The organism is Nocardia sp. NPDC005746 (assembly GCF_040630785.1).
Taxonomy (GTDB): Bacteria; Actinomycetota; Actinomycetes; order Mycobacteriales; family Mycobacteriaceae; genus Nocardia.
In genome coordinates this window covers 18,723-34,697 of sequence record NZ_JBEXYE010000021.1, presented here as the reverse complement: position 1 = coordinate 34,697, position 15,975 = coordinate 18,723, and the positions used below count along the sequence as shown (strand labels likewise).

At 68.2% G+C, this 15,975-nt stretch carries 15 protein-coding genes; 6 read left to right on the top strand and 9 right to left on the bottom strand.

The window, feature by feature from the left end:
- The first annotated feature begins 184 nt into the window (after positions 1 to 184).
- On the top strand, positions 185 to 952 hold the full coding sequence (locus ABZ412_RS30110; protein WP_357286813.1) for a DUF6319 family protein: 768 nt from the start codon (positions 185 to 187) through the stop codon (positions 950 to 952).
- Positions 953 to 1,088: 136 nt separating this feature from the next.
- Here the strand turns inward: ABZ412_RS30110 and ABZ412_RS30105 are convergent, their stop codons facing one another.
- A complete protein-coding gene (locus ABZ412_RS30105) occupies positions 1,089 to 2,606 on the bottom strand; it encodes a GGDEF domain-containing protein (protein WP_357286810.1) in 1,518 nt (505 codons plus the stop codon).
- A gap of 271 nt (positions 2,607 to 2,877) precedes the next feature.
- On the opposite strand from ABZ412_RS30105, the gene galK reads away from it, so the two are divergent.
- A complete protein-coding gene (gene galK / locus ABZ412_RS30100) occupies positions 2,878 to 3,990 on the top strand; it encodes a galactokinase (RefSeq protein ID WP_357286807.1) in 1,113 nt (370 codons plus the stop codon).
- A gap of 103 nt (positions 3,991 to 4,093) precedes the next feature.
- On the opposite strand, the gene ABZ412_RS30095 is transcribed toward galK, so the two are convergent.
- From ABZ412_RS30095 to ABZ412_RS30075, 5 genes are all read right to left on the bottom strand, one after another.
- Complete coding sequence (locus tag ABZ412_RS30095) at positions 4,094 to 4,792, bottom strand: hypothetical protein (RefSeq protein ID WP_357286805.1); 699 nt, start codon at positions 4,790 to 4,792, stop codon at positions 4,094 to 4,096.
- 133 nt (positions 4,793 to 4,925) lie between these two features.
- Positions 4,926 to 6,398, bottom strand: a complete 1,473-nt coding sequence (locus tag ABZ412_RS30090; RefSeq protein WP_357286802.1) for a PepSY domain-containing protein — start codon at positions 6,396 to 6,398, stop codon at positions 4,926 to 4,928.
- Positions 6,399 to 6,628: 230 nt separating this feature from the next.
- Positions 6,629 to 7,204, bottom strand: coding sequence for a hypothetical protein (locus tag ABZ412_RS30085; RefSeq protein WP_357286799.1), 576 nt, complete (start codon positions 7,202 to 7,204; stop codon positions 6,629 to 6,631).
- A 143-nt stretch (positions 7,205 to 7,347) separates the two neighbouring features.
- Positions 7,348 to 9,003 carry an acyl-CoA synthetase gene (locus ABZ412_RS30080; protein WP_357286796.1) on the bottom strand — a complete coding sequence of 552 codons (1,656 nt, stop codon included), beginning with the start codon at positions 9,001 to 9,003 and terminating at the stop codon, positions 7,348 to 7,350.
- Positions 9,004 to 9,230: 227 nt separating this feature from the next.
- Entirely contained in the window at positions 9,231 to 10,886 is a 1,656-nt protein-coding gene (locus ABZ412_RS30075; protein ID WP_357286793.1) for an acyl-CoA synthetase, read from the bottom strand.
- A 459-nt stretch (positions 10,887 to 11,345) separates the two neighbouring features.
- On the opposite strand from ABZ412_RS30075, the gene ABZ412_RS30070 reads away from it, so the two are divergent.
- A complete protein-coding gene (locus ABZ412_RS30070; RefSeq protein WP_357286790.1) occupies positions 11,346 to 12,152 on the top strand; it encodes an SDR family oxidoreductase in 807 nt (268 codons plus the stop codon).
- Between the two features lie 9 nt (positions 12,153 to 12,161).
- On the opposite strand, the gene ABZ412_RS30065 is transcribed toward ABZ412_RS30070, so the two are convergent.
- Positions 12,162 to 13,109, bottom strand: a complete 948-nt coding sequence (locus ABZ412_RS30065) for a serine hydrolase (protein WP_357286787.1) — start codon at positions 13,107 to 13,109, stop codon at positions 12,162 to 12,164.
- A 220-nt stretch (positions 13,110 to 13,329) separates the two neighbouring features.
- Between ABZ412_RS30065 and ABZ412_RS30060 the strand changes: the two genes are divergently transcribed.
- Entirely contained in the window at positions 13,330 to 13,851 is a 522-nt protein-coding gene (locus ABZ412_RS30060) for a hypothetical protein (protein WP_357286784.1), read from the top strand.
- Here the strand turns inward: ABZ412_RS30060 and ABZ412_RS30055 are convergent, their stop codons facing one another.
- Positions 13,852 to 14,520, bottom strand: coding sequence for a YdcF family protein (locus tag ABZ412_RS30055; protein WP_357286781.1), 669 nt, complete (start codon positions 14,518 to 14,520; stop codon positions 13,852 to 13,854).
- Between the two features lie 99 nt (positions 14,521 to 14,619).
- Between ABZ412_RS30055 and ABZ412_RS30050 the strand changes: the two genes are divergently transcribed.
- The gene (locus tag ABZ412_RS30050; protein WP_357286778.1) at positions 14,620 to 15,237 is read left to right on the top strand and encodes a GNAT family N-acetyltransferase; all 618 of its coding nucleotides are present in this window, start codon (positions 14,620 to 14,622) and stop codon (positions 15,235 to 15,237) included.
- Positions 15,225 to 15,590, top strand: a complete 366-nt coding sequence (locus ABZ412_RS30045; RefSeq protein ID WP_357286774.1) for a VOC family protein — start codon at positions 15,225 to 15,227, stop codon at positions 15,588 to 15,590. Before ABZ412_RS30050 ends, ABZ412_RS30045 begins: the two co-directional genes overlap by 13 nt.
- A 12-nt stretch (positions 15,591 to 15,602) precedes the next feature.
- Here the strand turns inward: ABZ412_RS30045 and ABZ412_RS30040 are convergent, their stop codons facing one another.
- Positions 15,603 to 15,956, bottom strand: coding sequence for a VOC family protein (locus ABZ412_RS30040; RefSeq protein ID WP_357286771.1), 354 nt, complete (start codon positions 15,954 to 15,956; stop codon positions 15,603 to 15,605).
- Between the last annotated feature and the right edge of the window lie 19 nt (positions 15,957 to 15,975).

Below are 15,975 nucleotides of genomic sequence, written 5' to 3'. Positions count from 1 at the left end.
GACAGGGGCGGACGCCTAGGATCACCAGCGCCGGCCATGCTCCGTGGGCCGCACCAGTAGGAATAGCTGAAGGATCACTGACCGTGCGTGGGTGACCAGGCGCGTTCTCCGGATGTGGATTTGTCGGTGCCATGGTGCATGCTCTTGGCACGCAGCTGTCCGCCCCGTCCGTCCCGGAGTGCCCATGTCGACCCGTACCAAGCCACAGCCCTTGTCGGATACCGAGATTCGGGAGATCGCCGCGGAAATCGACGCTGGCAGACCGCCTATGGTGTGGTTCACCGCGGCGGCGGTCGGTGTTCCGGAAGGTCGTTCCGGCAAGGTGATGTCCCTCGGCGATCCGTCCGAGGGTGATTTCCTGCAGGTGAAGCCGACGGGCTCGAAGGACGTGCTGTCCTTCGGTCCCACCGAGGTGACCCTGACCAAGCCGGCCCGGCAGAACCCGGCCAAACCGGCCACCGCGCCGGCCTCCGCCGCCAAACCGGCGAGTGCAACCCCCAGAACGGCAACCAGGAAGGAACCGACCGTGACGATGTCGTCCCCCGCGACGATGCCGGCCGCCGCGCCGAGCACCCCGCCCGCTCCGGAAGCCACCCCGCAACCGGCCGCCGAGGCCGCCGCCGAGGCCAAGAAGGCCTCGCGCCCAGCCCGCAATGCCGCCGCCACCGCGTCGGCCGCCCGCAAGCCCAAGGCTCCCGAGGTGACGGTCACCCTCAGCGGCACCGCCGAGGGCGAGTGGACCCTTGATGTCGTCAATGGCAAGAAGCGCACCATCCGCGGCCTGGCCGTGCCCAGTTCGGCTGTCTCCCAGGCCGCCAAGATCCTGCACCCCGAGGTGTCGGAGGTCGTGGATTCCATCCTGGAGTCGGTGCGCGCCTCCCAGCGCGCCAAGGTCGAGCAGCTGCAGGCCGAGCTCGAGTCGGCGCGTCGGTTATTGGAAGACCTGGCCTGAGGGCTGACGGCCCAACCCTTTTCGTGTGGGTTGGGCCACAACTCCCGCGTCGGTCGGGCGTGACCGCCGAGCGGGGGGTCGAGTGAACTTCTCCCCAGCGCGAGTCAGCGCCGTGTACGCGGCGGCTACCGCGCGCTCACACCGCGGATTCGCGCTGCCAGGTGCGGGGGCCCGCCTCGGGGCGGTTGCGACGCAAGTCGTCGTGGAAGATATAGCCGAGGGAGTATTCCTTGGCGTGGTACATGGCCGAATCCGCCTCGCGCAGTAGCTCGTAGACGGTGGTCTCGGTCTCGCGCGGTTTGGAGCACGCGATGCCGATGCTGGCCGCGATGCGCACCTCGGCCGCGCTCAACTCGAACGGTTCGCCCAATGTGGCCAGCAGGCGTTCGGCCAGCTGCAGGGCGTGCGGCCGGGCCAGCGGGGCCAGCACCACGAATTCGTCTCCGCCGTAGCGGGCGGCCGCGTCGTCGCGGCGGATCACCCGGCGGATGCGGGCCGCCGCATTGGCGATGAGCTCGTCACCCACCGCGTGCCCGTAGTTGTCGTTGACCCCCTTGAATCCGTCCAGGTCGATGAACAGCAGTGCCAGGGGCTGTCCGGCCCACCGGTCCCGATTACGATGCAGCGCCCGCAGCAGGGCGGCGCGGTTCAGGAGTCCGGTGAGCATGTCGTGGTCTGCCTGATACTGCGCGCGCCGCTCGCTGCGGGCGCTGCGTTCGATGGCGCGCTCGCTGCGTAGCAGCACGCCGGCTAGTAGCAGCGCGAACAGCGACGAGACCACGGTGCGGTCCAGGGTGTCCAGGCTGGAGCCGACCACCGGCACCAGCGAGGCCACGATCATGACGATGGCGATGATGCTGGCCCGCTGCCGGGACCGGTGCGGGTGGATATCGCGCGGCCCGCCGAGCACCACCATGCTGGGGTGCAGCGCGGCCGCGCCGATCAACGTGAATCCCAGCTGCAGCGGCAGCAATTGGATCTGGCGGCCGATCACCGCCGAGCCCGCGGTCTCCAGGTTGTAGGCCAGGTCACCGGCGAGGATCACCAGCATGGCCAGATGCACCAGGCGCAGTGAGGTTTCCGAGCGCGCCGAGGTGATCACCGAATGCACGATCACCGTGAGCAGCAGCGCGTCCACGATCGGGTCCGCGACGCAGGTGACGGTGGTGAAGTCCAGGTCCCGGGACATGTGCAGCACCGGCGAGATGAGGAAGGTCCACGACAGCAGCAGCGCGCCCAGCCCGATCAGCCCGGAATCGAGCAGCAGGTCGTGGTCGGTGCTGTTCTGGCGCGGGCGCAACCACAGCACCGCGGCCACCCCGACACAGCAGTAGCCGCTGAGGGTGAACAGGTCGTCGAAGGGGTGCCGCTGGGAATCGGAGATGTGGCGCAGCGCGGTGCCGATGGCGAATTGCACGGCGGCCGCGGAGAGCAGATACCACGGCAGTGGATGGCGGGGGCGGAACTTGCGCACCCCCATGCCGATCATGGTGAGACTGATGGCCACCGACACGAACAGCGTGCCCAGCGCCACCGCCTTGGCGTTGATCACCATGGGTAGGCCGAGAATCAGTACGCCGCAGATGAACAGGACGGTGCGCCAGCAGATGTTGAAGCGCCGCGGCCGTTCGGCCGGATGTACTTCTGTTCCCACCAGCCCCCCTGTCCGAGCAGTACTCGAAAAGACACCGCCGATCATCAACCGTGTGTTGCGGTACGAGCATAGGTCCCCGCGCTGCGGTGGCGGAGTGCCCGGTCGAGAAAGGCGCTGCCACTTATTGGGCAACCGAACCGATCATGACATGAAAGCGGGCGGTCCGGATGGGAGTTCGGCGAACCCGCAGGGCCGCTTTCGGGAGACTCGCTATGCTCCCCGCAGATCGAACCGTACGCCCCGCACGCCCCGGTGAAGAGGAGCCCGACACGTGGAATCGACTGCGGGACGCTGGTGGGCTCCCGGACGGGTCAACCTGATCGGCGAGCACACCGACTACAACGACGGGTATGTCCTGCCCCTCGCGCTGCCGCTGGGCACGACCTGCACCGCCGGCGCCAGACCGGATGGCGTGCTGCGCCTGAGATCTGAGCAGGCGCCCGGCGACACGGTCGACACGACAACCGCGGACCTGTCCACCGCGGGCTGGTCCGGCTTCCCCGCGTGGTCCCGCTACCCCTTGGGCGTGATCCGGGAGTTCGAGCGCCGTGGCCACGAGATCCGCGGCCTGGACATCGACCTCGACAGCACCGTCCCGATCGGTGCGGGCCTGTCCTCCTCTGCCGCCCTGACCTGTTCGGTCGCCATCGCCGTGCGGGACCTGTTCGCCCCCAGCGTCTCCACCGCCGACCTCGTCGACATCACCCGCACCGCCGAGAACGTCTACGCGGGCGTCCCCACCGGCGTTCTCGACCAGTCCGCCTCCCTGCTCTGCACCCCCGGCCACCTCCTCTTCCTGGACACCCGCACCGGCAAGGCCGACCACATACCCTTCGACCTCGCCCGCTTCGGCCTCACCCTCCTCATCGTCGACACCGGCGCGCCCCACCGCCTCATGGACAGCGCCTACGCCACCCGCCGCGCCGAATGCGCCGCCGCCGCAGCCCAACTCGACGTCCCCGCCCTCCGCGACGTCCCCACCGCCGCCGAAGTCGACCGCCTCCCCGACCCCGTCCTCCGCCGCCGCGCCCGCCACGTGATCACCGAAAACGCCCGTGTCCTGCGAATAGCCGAACAATTGCGCGCCGGAGCCGACCCCCGCACCATCGCCCCCCTCCTCACCGCCGGCCACACCTCCCTGCGAGACGACTTCGAAGTCTCCGCCCCACCCCTCGAAACAGCGGTGGCCGCAGCCCTCACCGCCGGCGCCCACGGCGCCCGCCTCACCGGCGCGGGCTTCGGCGGCAGCATCCTCGCCCTGATCGACGAAGACCGCGCCACCCCGGCGTCCCGTCTCATTCGAGAGTCGCTGACCGCCAAGGGATTCCCCACCCCGCACATCTTCACCGCCACCGCCTCTGCCGGTGCCCACCGTCTGGCCTGACCGCGGTCCAGGCACCCCGCCCTCCGGCCGTGTAGCACCCGGGCGGTGTGCCCGCCAGCCGATCCCTGATGCGGTGATCGGATGGCGGGCAGCGGTTTTCGGGTTACTTGGCGGGCTTGATCGACGGCTGGTTGATCGTCGTGAAGTACTGGACGGCGGCGGCGATGGCGAACGGGGCGGTGACGAAGACCTGGCCGGCAATGGTGCCGAGGAAGCCGACCGCGGCGGCGCCTGCGATGCAGCCGGCGAGGGGGCCCGCGCCGAACATGGTCAGCAGGGCGCCGGTGAGGGCGGTGCCGGCGACACCGCCGATCAGGCAGCCCAAGGCCGCGCCGCCGAGACCACCGGTCAGGGTGCCGATGGTGGCGCCCATGGACAGGGTGCTGGTCATGCGGCTCCAGGCGGCCTGCTCACGCTCGTAGTCGGTCTTCCACGGGGCGCTGTTCTCGAAGGGGAGGGCGACCGGCTTGTAGGTGGCGTGCGCGAGGTCGATCTGCGGCGTCAGGGTGGCGACGCGGTCGTGGATCTCGGTGGCGATGGGGAAGACGAAATCGTCCACACGGAGGGACAGTTCGGTTCCGGCGACCGTGGTGCCGTCCGCGGCCTTGATGGTGAACACGCCGTTCTCGACGCCCATGGAACCGGCGTCGGTGCGGATGACCACGTCCTTGTCGCTGCTGGTGGCCGTGTAGTTGATGGCGCCGGCGTCCGCGGGGGCGGGGGCGGCGTTCACGGTTCCGGCGGTGACGCCCAGGGCGGTGGTCACGAGGGCGGCGGACACGGCGAACTTGTTGAGCTTCATCAGTTTTCGATCTTTCGTCGGTGCGGGTCAGAGGCCGCATGAGAGGCGCAGGTCGCGGTCGCGCGAGCTGCGAAAGGGTGCAAGGGTTCGGCGGCACGGCCCGGAGGCCGTGTCGCTCGGTGGATTTCGGTGCCTAGGCGGTCTTGGCGCGCACGCGGGCTCCCACTCCCACGAGCACGTCGATCACCAGGAAGGCCAGCAGCGGGAGGCCGATCATCGGCACGAACCAGCCGACCACGGCGGCAGCGGCCGCCAGCGGCAGCAGCACGATCAACGGAGTCTGCGCGATCGCGCGCCGCGGAGCCTTGCCCACGGCCAGCTTCGACTCCTTGGTCGGGCGACGACGCCACCACATGAGGTAGCCGCGCACGATCACCGTGCCCAGCCCGATCATCGCCGCCAGCAGCAGCAGCTGATTGACCAGGCCGAACAGCAGGCCCATATGGAACTGGATGCCCCAGTTGGTGAGCTTGGCCATCAGCGGCCAGTCGGCGTAGGGCAGCTTGGCGGTGACATTGCCGGTCGCGCCGTCCACCGCGATGGCATCGCGGGTGTACTGCCCCGGACGCCGCAATTCCTGCGCGACGAAAGCCATGCCGTCCTTGGCCGGAATGCTGATCTCCAGCGGTCCCTCCAGGCCGTTGGCGCGGGCGACGCCGTACACGGTGTCGGCCAGTGCCGCCTTGCCCGCCGGGGGCGTCGCCGCGGGCGCGTTGCCGTGCCCGTCGTGCTCGCCGCCCGCCGGCTTGGCCGGACCGGTCGATCCCGGCAGCTTGGCGTTCACCGCGGGGGTCTGCCAGCTCATGGCCTTGCGCAGCTCGGTCACGTTCTCACCCGCGTACTTCGACCAGGTCATACCGGTGGCCGACAGCAGCAGGAGCAACGGCAGGATCCAGACGCCCACCACCGCATGCCAATTCACTGTGCGCGCGCGGGGCCGCGACCGATCCGGACGCAGCAGCCAACCGGCCGAGCGCTTCTCGCGCCGCGCCCGCACCCGCCGGTACCAGAGCACCAGCCCGGCCAGAGCGACCAGCCACATCCAGGACGCGGCGATCTCGCTGTAGAAGCGCCCGACCTTGCCCAGGTGCAGATCCTTGTGCAGCTTGTCGATCCAGGTGCGCAGGGGCAGCGCGCCCGAACTGCCGTAGACGACGTCATCGCCCACCGTCTGCGCGGTGACCGGATCGACGAACACGGCCCGGCGCTCGGACTCACCCAGCGACGGATCGCTGAAGATGACGCGTGTGGTGTCGCCGGCGTTCTGGCCGGGAGCGACGGCCACCAGCGCCAGCGCAGGCTCGACCGCCTGCGCGGCTGCGATCTGCTCCTTCAACGGCTTGGCCGGGCCCGTCGAATCGGTGTGCAGCAGACCGCTGGAGGTGATGTTCTCCAGCGTCGGCGAGATCGCGTACAGCGCGCCGGTCACGGCCGCGATCAGGATGAACGGCGCCACGAAGACGCCGGCATAGAAATGCAGCCGCAGCATGAGCGCCTGGAAGGCATTCCCCGCGCCGCGTTTCGGGGACTTCCCGGACGCCGGTTCCGGCGTCGGGGCAGGGGAGGGCGGCGGTGTCGTCTCGACACCGCTGTCAGTGATTGTCACCAGTGGTCTTTCGGGTTCGAGTGAACACCCGGGCCGCGGAGAACCTGGACACGTCGATGCGGCGCCGGTCCGGGCAGCCCATGACCCCCTCGTAGCGCACACGCGACTGCCACCGCGGCGCACACCGGTCATGGGATACCGGGACGCGGATGTCATCACCGCGACGGTCGCGGGAACACAGCGATGTCACACGGACGCGAAAGTCCGTGTGCCCGGATGAAAGTAAGGAATCAGCCTCGAACGAGCGCGGGTGGACCACGCGTGCGGAAGACGTCGGCCGCGAAGATGCGCAGCACGACCAGATCCCGGTGCGCGATGGGCAGCAGCGGCGGCCCCGACAGCACCGGCAGCGAAACGGGCAGCGGCAGCACGCGGGCCAGCACCGTGGTGCCGATCCGGTAGGCCGCCTCCGCGCCCAGGATGACCACGGCCGCCACACACGCGGCCGTGATGTGCGCGCCCAGCATGGCCGGACTCCACATCGAGGCGGTGTGATGCATGTGGTGCATGCTCCCCGGCGAACCCCACATCATGGCGAAGTGCCCGAGCAGCTGTCCGCCGATCAACGCGACCACCAGGCCCGCGACGGTGGAGCGCAGCGCGTGCACGCTCGCCACCGCCGCGCCGACCGTGGCCGAGGCGGCGACCAGCAGCGTCAACGGCCCCGATTCCAGGGGCGCGGCCCCCGAGATCCAGCCGTGCGCGGCCATCGCGAGCGCCCCGGAAACCGAACCGGCCGCCCCACCGCGCAACACCGCAGCATCACTGCGGAATTGCGCCGTACGGCGGCCGGATTCGAAACTCACGCGCTGATAATAGCGATCGCGGTTTTGCTCAGACGCTCGTGCCCCGCTGCCGGGCGGCGGGGCACGAAAAGAACTGGCTACGAGAGTCTTCCGCACTCGGTCGGAGCGCGGAAACCGCTGGTCGCGAACCTGCGGCGAAGATCCTAGTTCTCGGTGATCTCCATCTCGATGAGCGGCTTGCGCAGCAGTTTGCCGGTGGCATTGCGCGGCAGCTCGTCGAGGAAGATGACCTCGCGCGGCACCTTGTACCGGGCCAGGTTCTCCTTCACGTAGTCCTTGATCTCCTGTACGTCGCGCTTGGAGTCGGGGCCGGGGACCACGATGGCGCGCAGCCGCTTGCCGAAGTCGCGGTCGTCGACGCCGACCACCGCGGCCTCGAGGATGTCGTGCCGGTTGGACAGCAGGTTCTCGACCTCCTGCGGGAAGACGTTCTCGCCGCCGGAGACGATCATGTCGTCGTCGCGGCCGTCGATGAACAGCAGCCCGTCGGTGTCGAAGTGGCCGACGTCGCCGGAGGACATCAGCCCGTCCACGAACTCCTTGGTGCGGCCGTCGGTGTACTGCTTGAACGAGTGCCCGTTCTCGATGAAGACCGTGCCGGTCACGTTCGGGGCGGTGATGCGCTTGCGGTTCTCGTCGTACAGCGCGACGCGAATACCGACCGGGGCCTTGCCCGCGGTGGTCGGGGCCTTGCGCAGCTCGCTCGGGGTGGCCACGGTCATGACCGCGCACTCGGTGGAGCCGTACACGTTGTAGAGGGTCTCGCCGAAGTAGTCGAGGGTGCGGGTGACGACGTCCGGCGGGATCGCCGAGCCGGCCGCGAAGATGACGCGCAGGGTCGCCTTCGGGTCGTACTTGGCGAGGGTCTCCTCCGGCAGGTCGAGGATGCGCTGCAGCATGGTCGGTACCACGGTCAGGCCCTGCGCCCGGTACTTCACCAGGTTGGCGAGGGTGGTCTCCGGGTCGAAGCGGCGCTGCTGGAACACCACCCGGTTGCCCAGCGCGATCGACAGCGTGAACTGCGACAGGCCGGTGGCGTGGAAGATCGGGGCGGCCATCACGACGGTGCTGTTGCGCGGCAACGGGATTCGATCCAGGAACTGGGCCGTGATGAACGGCGACACCTTGTCGCGCGGCGCGCCCTTCGGGGTGCCGGTGGTGCCCGAGGTCAGGATGACCATGCCGCCCGGCTTCTCCGGCGGCGCCAGCGGCGCGGTGGATTGACCGGCCGCGACCGACTCGATGGTCGGGATCGACGGGTCGGCATTGTCCTTCTCGTCGACCCAGGTCAGGATGCGCGGAATCTCGGCCGGGATGGCCGACATGAGGTCGAAGAACTCGCTGTCGTGCAGCACCGCCTTGACCTTCTCGCGGACCGCCACATCGGTGAACTGCGGCTTGGCGAAGCCGGTGTTCATCAGCACCGCGCGCACGCCCAGCTTGCCGGCGGCGACCAGGCTCAGCACCATGCCGCGGTGGTCGCGGGCCAGCACGCCGATCACGTCGCCGGGGCCCAGGCCCTGCGCGATCAGGCCACGGGCCAGCGCGGTCGACTGCTTGTCGAGTTGCTCGAAGGTGAGCTCGCCGCGCTCGTCGACGATGGCCGCGGACTTCGGATGGGTGTTGGCGGCGTGCACGACCGCGCCCGCGAAGGGGCCGAACTTCAACACGTTGATCGCCGAGCGCACCGCGTGATCAGGGCGCAGCGGATTGAACAGTCCCCCTCGGACCATGGCGTTGACGCTCAGTGCGGTATCGCCGGCCTTGCGTAGAACCGTGCCCGCCGATGGAAGTGACATGGGTACAACCTTCCGCGGTCCCCCTGCCGGACGAGTCCGCCGACGGACCACAACATCGAGATCCAGTGCGGTGCTAACCCTAGCAAGCGCAGGCAGCGAGGATGTGGCCGAGGTCTCCGTTACTCGCGGTTACGAATAAACCTCGCAGCTCGTGGTGTGTATCCCAGGATTGCCACCGTGTCGCGGTGAGCGGGACCGGGAAGGCGTGGGTAAGCGCCGCCCGTGATTCAGGCCGCGGGCGGCTCGTATTCGACCAGGACGCGGCGCAGCAGCTTGCCGGTCGCGTTGCGGGGGAGATCTTCGAGGAAGAAGACGTCGCGCGGCACCTTGTAGCGGGCCAGGTTCGCCTTCACATGCGCCTTGATCTCCTCGGTGTCGAGTTGCGCGCCGGGCTCGGGAACCACGAACGCGCGCAGCCGCTTGCCGAACTCGACATCGTCCACGCCGACCACAGCCGCGTCGAAGATGTCGGGCCGCTCCAGCAGCAGGTTCTCGACCTCCTGCGGGAAGACGTTCTCCCCGCCGGAGACGATCATGTCGTCGTCGCGGCCGTCGATGAACAGCAGTCCGCGGTCGTCGAAATGCCCGACGTCGCCGCTGGACATGTAGCCGTCGATGACTTCCTTCTTGCGGCCGTCGGTGTAGCCCTTGAACGGCGAACCGGAGCGGATGAAGACGCGGCCGGTGACATTCTTGGCCAGCATGCGGCGGCCGTCGTCGTCGAACAGCGCCACCTCGCAGGTGAGCGGGGCCTTCCCGGCCGTGCCCGGGGCCACGGTCAGATCCTCCGGCCGCGCCACCGACGCGATCGCGCACTCGGTGGAGCCGTAGAGGTTGTAGAGCACCGGGCCGAACACCTCGGCCGTGCGCATCGACAGCTCCGGCGACAACGCGGACCCGGCCAGCACGATCCCCTTCAGTGAGGATGTGTCGTACTTCTGGCGAATCTCCTTGTTCAGCTCCACCATTCGATGCAGCATGGTCGGCACCGCCACCAGCATGTCCGCCTTGTGCTCGGCGATCAGGCGCAGTGTGCGCTCGGCGTCGAAGCGGCGGGTGGTCACCACCTTGTTGCCGAACGCGCACCCGGTCAGCCAGGTCGCGAAGCCGGTCGAATGGAAGATGGGGGAGACGATCACCATCGTGCCCCGATGCGGGAAGTCGATGCGGTCCACCATCTGTACGGTCGACAGCGGCCCGGTGCGATCGCGCGGCGCGCCCTTGGGCAGGCCGGTGGTGCCGGAGGTGAGGATGATGAAGCCGCCCGGCTTCTTCGGCGCGGGCAGCGGCGTCTTCGCGTTGGATTCGATCAGCTCGTCCAGAGTCTTCGCGCCGGACGGTATTTCGGCGCCCTCGTCGACCCAAGTCAGGACTCGGGGCAGCTCCTCGGGCAGGGCGTCGAGCAGGCCGAGGAATTCGCTGTCGTGCAGGACGACTCGCACATTCTCGCGCTCACACACCTGCGCGAACTGGGGTTTGGCGAAACCGGTGTTCATCAGCGCCAGCCGCGCCCCGAGTTTGCCCAGGGCGGCCATGGTGAGAATCAGTCCGCGGTGGTCGCGGGCCAGCACGCCCACCACGGTGCCGGGGCGGACGCCGTTGCGCTGCAGGCCGCGGGCCAGCGCGTTGGACTGCTGATCCAGCTCGCGGTAGGTGAGTTCACCCCGCTCGTCGGCCAGGGCGGGCAGATCCGGGAACATGCGGGCCGCCCGGCGCACCGCCGTCGCAGGTGGTCCGAAAACCCTTGCGTCCCTGAGCAATCGCACCGTCTCCACCGGATCCGACGGGTCGCTCAACCCCAATTCTCGCAACCGTCGCAGTCCCTTGAGCGCCTCGCCGGTGTGCGCCATGCGCTGCCGAGTCGAATGCAGAACCGAGGCCATGCGGACCACCTCCGTTGACGAGACGCCCGCCGCCCACCCGACGACGGTAGCGCCACCGTAACAGGGGTATGTGACGCCGGTTACACATTTTCGGTCACATCGGGCATCGGTATGATTCGCGAAATTGTCCGGATTGTTAACCCTGCCGTCGCGCGGACGTCACTCTCATCGCCCAGGCTGCGTGTTTCCCGCTCTCGAACCGATGAGGAACTCAAATGGAACTTCTCGCCGTGCTTGCCAACATCGTCACCGCCCTGGGTACCGGGAGTGCCGCGCTGACGGCGCTGTAGGCAGAACGCATGAAACAGCCCGCCGAGGGGACCGGCGGGCTGTTCGCGTTTCCGGGGTGTCAGGAGAAATGGCGCGGACTGCCCGCGGCTCGGCCCGAACCGGTCGCGAGCCTGCATCGAACCGCGTGAACCCGACCCCGGGGCGGGGGAATCGCCGCAGAATCAGGAGATGAGCGACCTCTTCGACTACTCCGGCCGGACGGTATTCGTGGCCGGTGGCACCAGCGGTATCAATCTCGGTGTGGCTCAGGCGTTCGCGCGGGCGGGGGCCTCGGTGGGGGTGCTGTCACGCTCGCCGGACAAGGTGCGCGCCGCCGTCGACTCGATCGGGGAGAACGGGGGCACCGTGCTCGGCTTCGCCGCGGATGTCCGCGACTACGAAGGGGTGGCGCAGGGGATCGCCGCCATCTGCGGGGAACTGGGGGAGCTGGACGTGCTGGTGTCCGGGGCGGCCGGGAACTTTCCCGCTGCCGCGGACACCCTGTCGGCGGGCGCGTTCGCGGCGGTCGTGGACATCGACCTGAAGGGCACCTTCAACGTCCTGCGCGCCGGCCGCGAACATCTGCGCGCGCCCGGGGCGTCGGTCATCACCATCTCCGCGCCGCAGTCGACCATTCCGATGGCGATGCAGGCCCACGCGTGCGCGGCCAAGGCGGGCGTGGACATGCTCACCCGATGCGCGGCGCTGGAATGGGGGCATCACGGCATCCGGGTCAACGCGGTGGTGCCGGGGCCGATCGAGGACACCGAGGGCATGGCGCGGCTGGCGCCCACGCCCGCGATGGCCGATCTGGTGACCGGATCGGTGCCCATGGGCCGGTACGGCACCGCCCAGGAGATCGCCGACTGCTGCCTGTGGCTGGCCTCGCCCTACGCCGCCTACGTCAACGGCGCGATCATCCCCGTCGACGGCGGCTGGTCCCTGGGCGGCGCGTCCGAGGTGTTCACCGCCATGCGAAACATGTTGGCGGGCTGAACTTCCCGCTCAGTGCCCGCCCGCCGCGATCTTCTTCGGATCGATGAACGACTGCAACGGCGACAGATGCGTATACGTGTCGAGCAACGCCCGTCCCAGCGCGGCGTGCGCTTCCACCACCGGATTCGTGGCCCCGTAATTGTCGGCGTCGGGAGCCTGATCGGCGAAGAACGAGAACACCACCGACGGGGCTCCGGCCTCGTCGAACATGACGCCCGTGTCGTGCCGTCTATCATCGGACGCACCGTGTTTCGTGGCGAAACGGGCCCGCTCCTCCGACGACATGTTGCGCCGGACGCCGTCGGTGTAGCCGACCGACGTCCACGCCATGATCCGCAACACCGCCTGCGTCGACTCCTGCGACAGCAAGGTCCCCGAAGCCAGCCGATACAACAGGTCATTGTTCTCGCGCGCCGTGGTGACGCCCAGATAGAACCGGCTCTCCCCGGGCAATGGCTCCACGCGAGTCTGCTTGAACCCCAGTCGATCCAGGGTCTCGTTGACCTGATCCCCCGACACGAACCGCGACAGCAGTCGCACCGCGGTGTTGTCCGAGACCTGCAGCATGGTGGTCAGCAGATTCGCGACGGTCAGCTGATCCCCGAACGCGGCCTGATTCAAATACAGCCCGCTGCCCTCGGCGATGATATCGGCGTCCAGCGTCGTGGTGTCCGACAGCTTCACCCGCCCCGCGTCCACCTCGCTCATGAGCGCCGCCATCACCGCCAGCTTCTGCACGCTGGCGCCCTCGATCACGAAGTCGGCGTCCTCCTCCACGACCGGCACCGGCGTCCCCGAGCCCAGATCGGTCACCAGGCAATGCCAGCGGCCGCCGGCGACTCTGGTGATCGCCCGGTATTGCGCGTCGAACGCGGGCCCCACGACCGGTACCCCGGCCCGGCCGACCGCCGCCGGTATCAACGCACCCGCCGTCAGAGCCCCTGCCCCCAATAGCATTCGCCTACTGAATCCACGCACCGCCGAAACCTATCCGCGCAGATCACATTTCGGCAACCGCCGCGCCGCGTCCGCACCGCCGGTTTCACCTGTATCACCTGGTCGCCTGACCGCTACCGGACCTCGAGAATTCCCTGTGATTCCCGGATTACCGGCAGTATCCTGATCCTGCCGCTTCGCCCGAGCGGCCACTGTGCGTGATCGACCAGGGGAGGCGCGCATGTCCGACCGGGCAGGCGTAGCGATCGCAGTAGCCGTCATCGGCGCGGCGGCCACCATCGGTGCGGCCTTGATAGCCGTCGGCGCCTTCGGCGATATCCACTTCGGTTCCGGCAACGCCGACCAGCCCGCCACCGTCGTCGTGAACGGAACCGGGAACGGAACCGGCACGGGAAACGGACATGGAACCGACACGGGCAAAACGGATTCAAAAGGCCCAACTGCCGACCAAATGGCCTCCTTCATCCGCAGCTACTACGCCCAACTCCCATCGGGCACGGACTCCGCCTGGAACCAGCTCTCCTCGTCGTACCAATCCCAGAGCGGCGGCTACGCCGGCTACACCAAATTCTGGTCCACCGTCACAACGGTCCAGGTCGGCTCCATTACCAACACCGACTACCGAACCAGCACCGCCACCCTCACCTACACCTACGCCACCGGCAAAACCCAGACCGAGAAACGGTGGCTCCGAGTCGAATACGTCAACTCCAAGCTCCAGATAACCGCCTCGGGAACCTGATCACCCCTCGGCCAGCAGTCGCCGATCGAACCCGGCTGCAACGAGCCGTCCGTACGCCGCCCTGACCTCGTCCGGCACATCCTGGTCGATCGCCCACCCTCGCGCCGGATAGGCCCACACCCGCTGAGTATCACCGATGAGCATGTTCATCACCCGCTCCACGTCGCCGATGCTCGCCACGTAGTCGTCCAGCGCGAGCGGCAGCGACCCGCACCGGACATCGACTGCCGGCCAACGCTTCCGGCAGATCGCAAAACTCCGCCGCTGGTGATACGGCCGCGCGATCAACATCACCGACCCGATCGATTCGAGCAGCCCCCGCTCCGCGAGCAGATCGCGCGTGAACTCGATGTTCTCCCCGGTATTCGTGGCCCGGGTCTCGACCAGGATCGCCTCGCCGGGCACCCCGAGCCCAATGGCGTGCTCCCGGAAGTGAACCGCCTCCCCGCGCGGAAACAGCTCCCTGGTCGAAGGTCCATGTGCCCCCGTGAACACAATCATTGGAAACACTCCGGCGTGATAGAGCTCAGCCGCGTAGGAGGCGACCCCGATGTCGTGCCCACCGAGCCCGACCCCCACATCAACCGGCCGCACCGCGTGCCCCATCCGATTGAACTCCCAGAGGATCTCCACATCCGCCCGATGTTCCTCGGGCAGCCTCACCACCATCCCCACCTCCTGGACCTGGCCCGCCCGATCGGATTCGAACGACCGCTATCGCAATACTCCCAGCCGGAACGAGATCGCCGAGGCGCTCGTTGGCTGGGCATGACCTCATCGACGGGCACCACGCGGCTGATCACCGACGCCGATGTTCCCACCGCGGTGGACACCCTGGCCCGCGCGTTCGCCGACTACCCCTACACCCGGTACGTGATCGACGCCGATAACCACGTGGAACGAATCCGCCGCTACCAGGAGCTGTGCCTGACCCGCATCGCGATGGTCTACGGGAAAGTCTGGATCGCCGACGGCGGTCGTGCTGTCGCGGCCTGGTCCACTCCCGACCAGGACCCGACGGCCGCATTCGCCGAGATGGCCGTGGAACTGGACGAACTCATCGGCGACCGGTCCGAGGCAGCCGCCGCCTCCGAAGCGGCCATCGAGCCCTACCGGCCCCGGGAGCCGGGATGGATGCTCCACACCCTCGCCGTCGCCCCCGAGCATCAGGGCCGGGGACTGGGCAATGCCGTCCTTGGGCCAGGGATCGAAGAGGCCGCCCGCGCAGGCTATCCGGCCTTCCTGGAAACCTCGAGCGAAGCCAACGTCCGCTTCTACCAACACCTGGGCTTCGAAGTCACCGCCGATATCACGCTGGCCGACAACGGCCTGCGCACCTGGTGTATGCGCCGGGAACCGCATGAGGAGAGTCAATGCCGTCGGTGAGAACGATCCAAGTCACCTTCGACTGCGCGGACCCCGCGCGCCTCGCCCGTTTCTGGTGCGAGGTACTGGGATACGAGCAGCAAGGATCAGCCTGCGTCGACCCCGCAGGCGTAGGCCCGCGCCTGTACTTCCAACGTGTTCCCGAAGGCAAGGTCGTCAAGAATCGGCTGCACCTGGACGTGCGCGTCGGCACCGGTCTCGTGGGCGCGGAGCGCGTGGCCGCCCTCGAGGCCGAATGCGCAAGACTGGTCGCCCTCGGCGCAGTTCGGCAGCGGCTGCTGCTCGCCGACGACGTCAACGAATCGTGCTTGGTCATGCAGGACATCGAAGGCAACGAATTCTGCCTCGACTGAGCGTTGCGAACATCAGAAGTACTGAACCAAGCAGAATTCGTGGCCCTCAGGGTCGGCCATCACAACGACCACTCCTCCGTCATGATCGTGCCGCTCGCCCGTGTGCCTGCCCCCGAGCGCGATCACCTCGGCTATCCCTTGGTCGATATCGTCGACCGCGACGTCGAGATGAAGGCGCACCTTGCCGTTCTTGGGTTCGCTCACGGGCTGGAAAACAAGACGCGGCTGCGGATCCTCAGGATGCCCGAGGTAGACCCAACCAGGTTCGGACGGACCCTGTGGACGATCTAGCAGAGCACTCCAGAAGGAGGCAACCTCTTGCACATCAAAGCAATCGATCGTCAAGCCGACCCAGCGGTTCCCCATCTCGCCAGTATCGTGCGGC

Excerpts from the sequence above, each read along its gene's own strand:
- ABZ412_RS30080 (WP_357286796.1), bottom strand. The coding sequence starts at position 9,003 with ATGTCACTTCCATCGGCGGGCACGGTTCTACGCAAGGCCGGCGATACC.
- ABZ412_RS30045 (WP_357286774.1), top strand. The coding sequence starts at position 15,225 with ATGCCGTCGGTGAGAACGATCCAAGTCACCTTCGACTGCGCGGACCCC.
- ABZ412_RS30095 (WP_357286805.1), bottom strand. The coding sequence starts at position 4,792 with ATGAAGCTCAACAAGTTCGCCGTGTCCGCCGCCCTCGTGACCACCGCC.
- ABZ412_RS30055 (WP_357286781.1), bottom strand. The coding sequence starts at position 14,520 with ATGGTGGTGAGGCTGCCCGAGGAACATCGGGCGGATGTGGAGATCCTC.
- ABZ412_RS30040 (WP_357286771.1), bottom strand. The coding sequence starts at position 15,956 with ATGGGGAACCGCTGGGTCGGCTTGACGATCGATTGCTTTGATGTGCAA.
- ABZ412_RS30050 (WP_357286778.1), top strand. The coding sequence starts at position 14,620 with ATGACCTCATCGACGGGCACCACGCGGCTGATCACCGACGCCGATGTT.
- ABZ412_RS30065 (WP_357286787.1), bottom strand. The coding sequence starts at position 13,109 with ATGCTATTGGGGGCAGGGGCTCTGACGGCGGGTGCGTTGATACCGGCG.
- ABZ412_RS30075 (WP_357286793.1), bottom strand. The coding sequence starts at position 10,886 with ATGGCCTCGGTTCTGCATTCGACTCGGCAGCGCATGGCGCACACCGGC.
- ABZ412_RS30060 (WP_357286784.1), top strand. The coding sequence starts at position 13,330 with ATGTCCGACCGGGCAGGCGTAGCGATCGCAGTAGCCGTCATCGGCGCG.
- ABZ412_RS30110 (WP_357286813.1), top strand. The coding sequence starts at position 185 with ATGTCGACCCGTACCAAGCCACAGCCCTTGTCGGATACCGAGATTCGG.
- ABZ412_RS30070 (WP_357286790.1), top strand. The coding sequence starts at position 11,346 with ATGAGCGACCTCTTCGACTACTCCGGCCGGACGGTATTCGTGGCCGGT.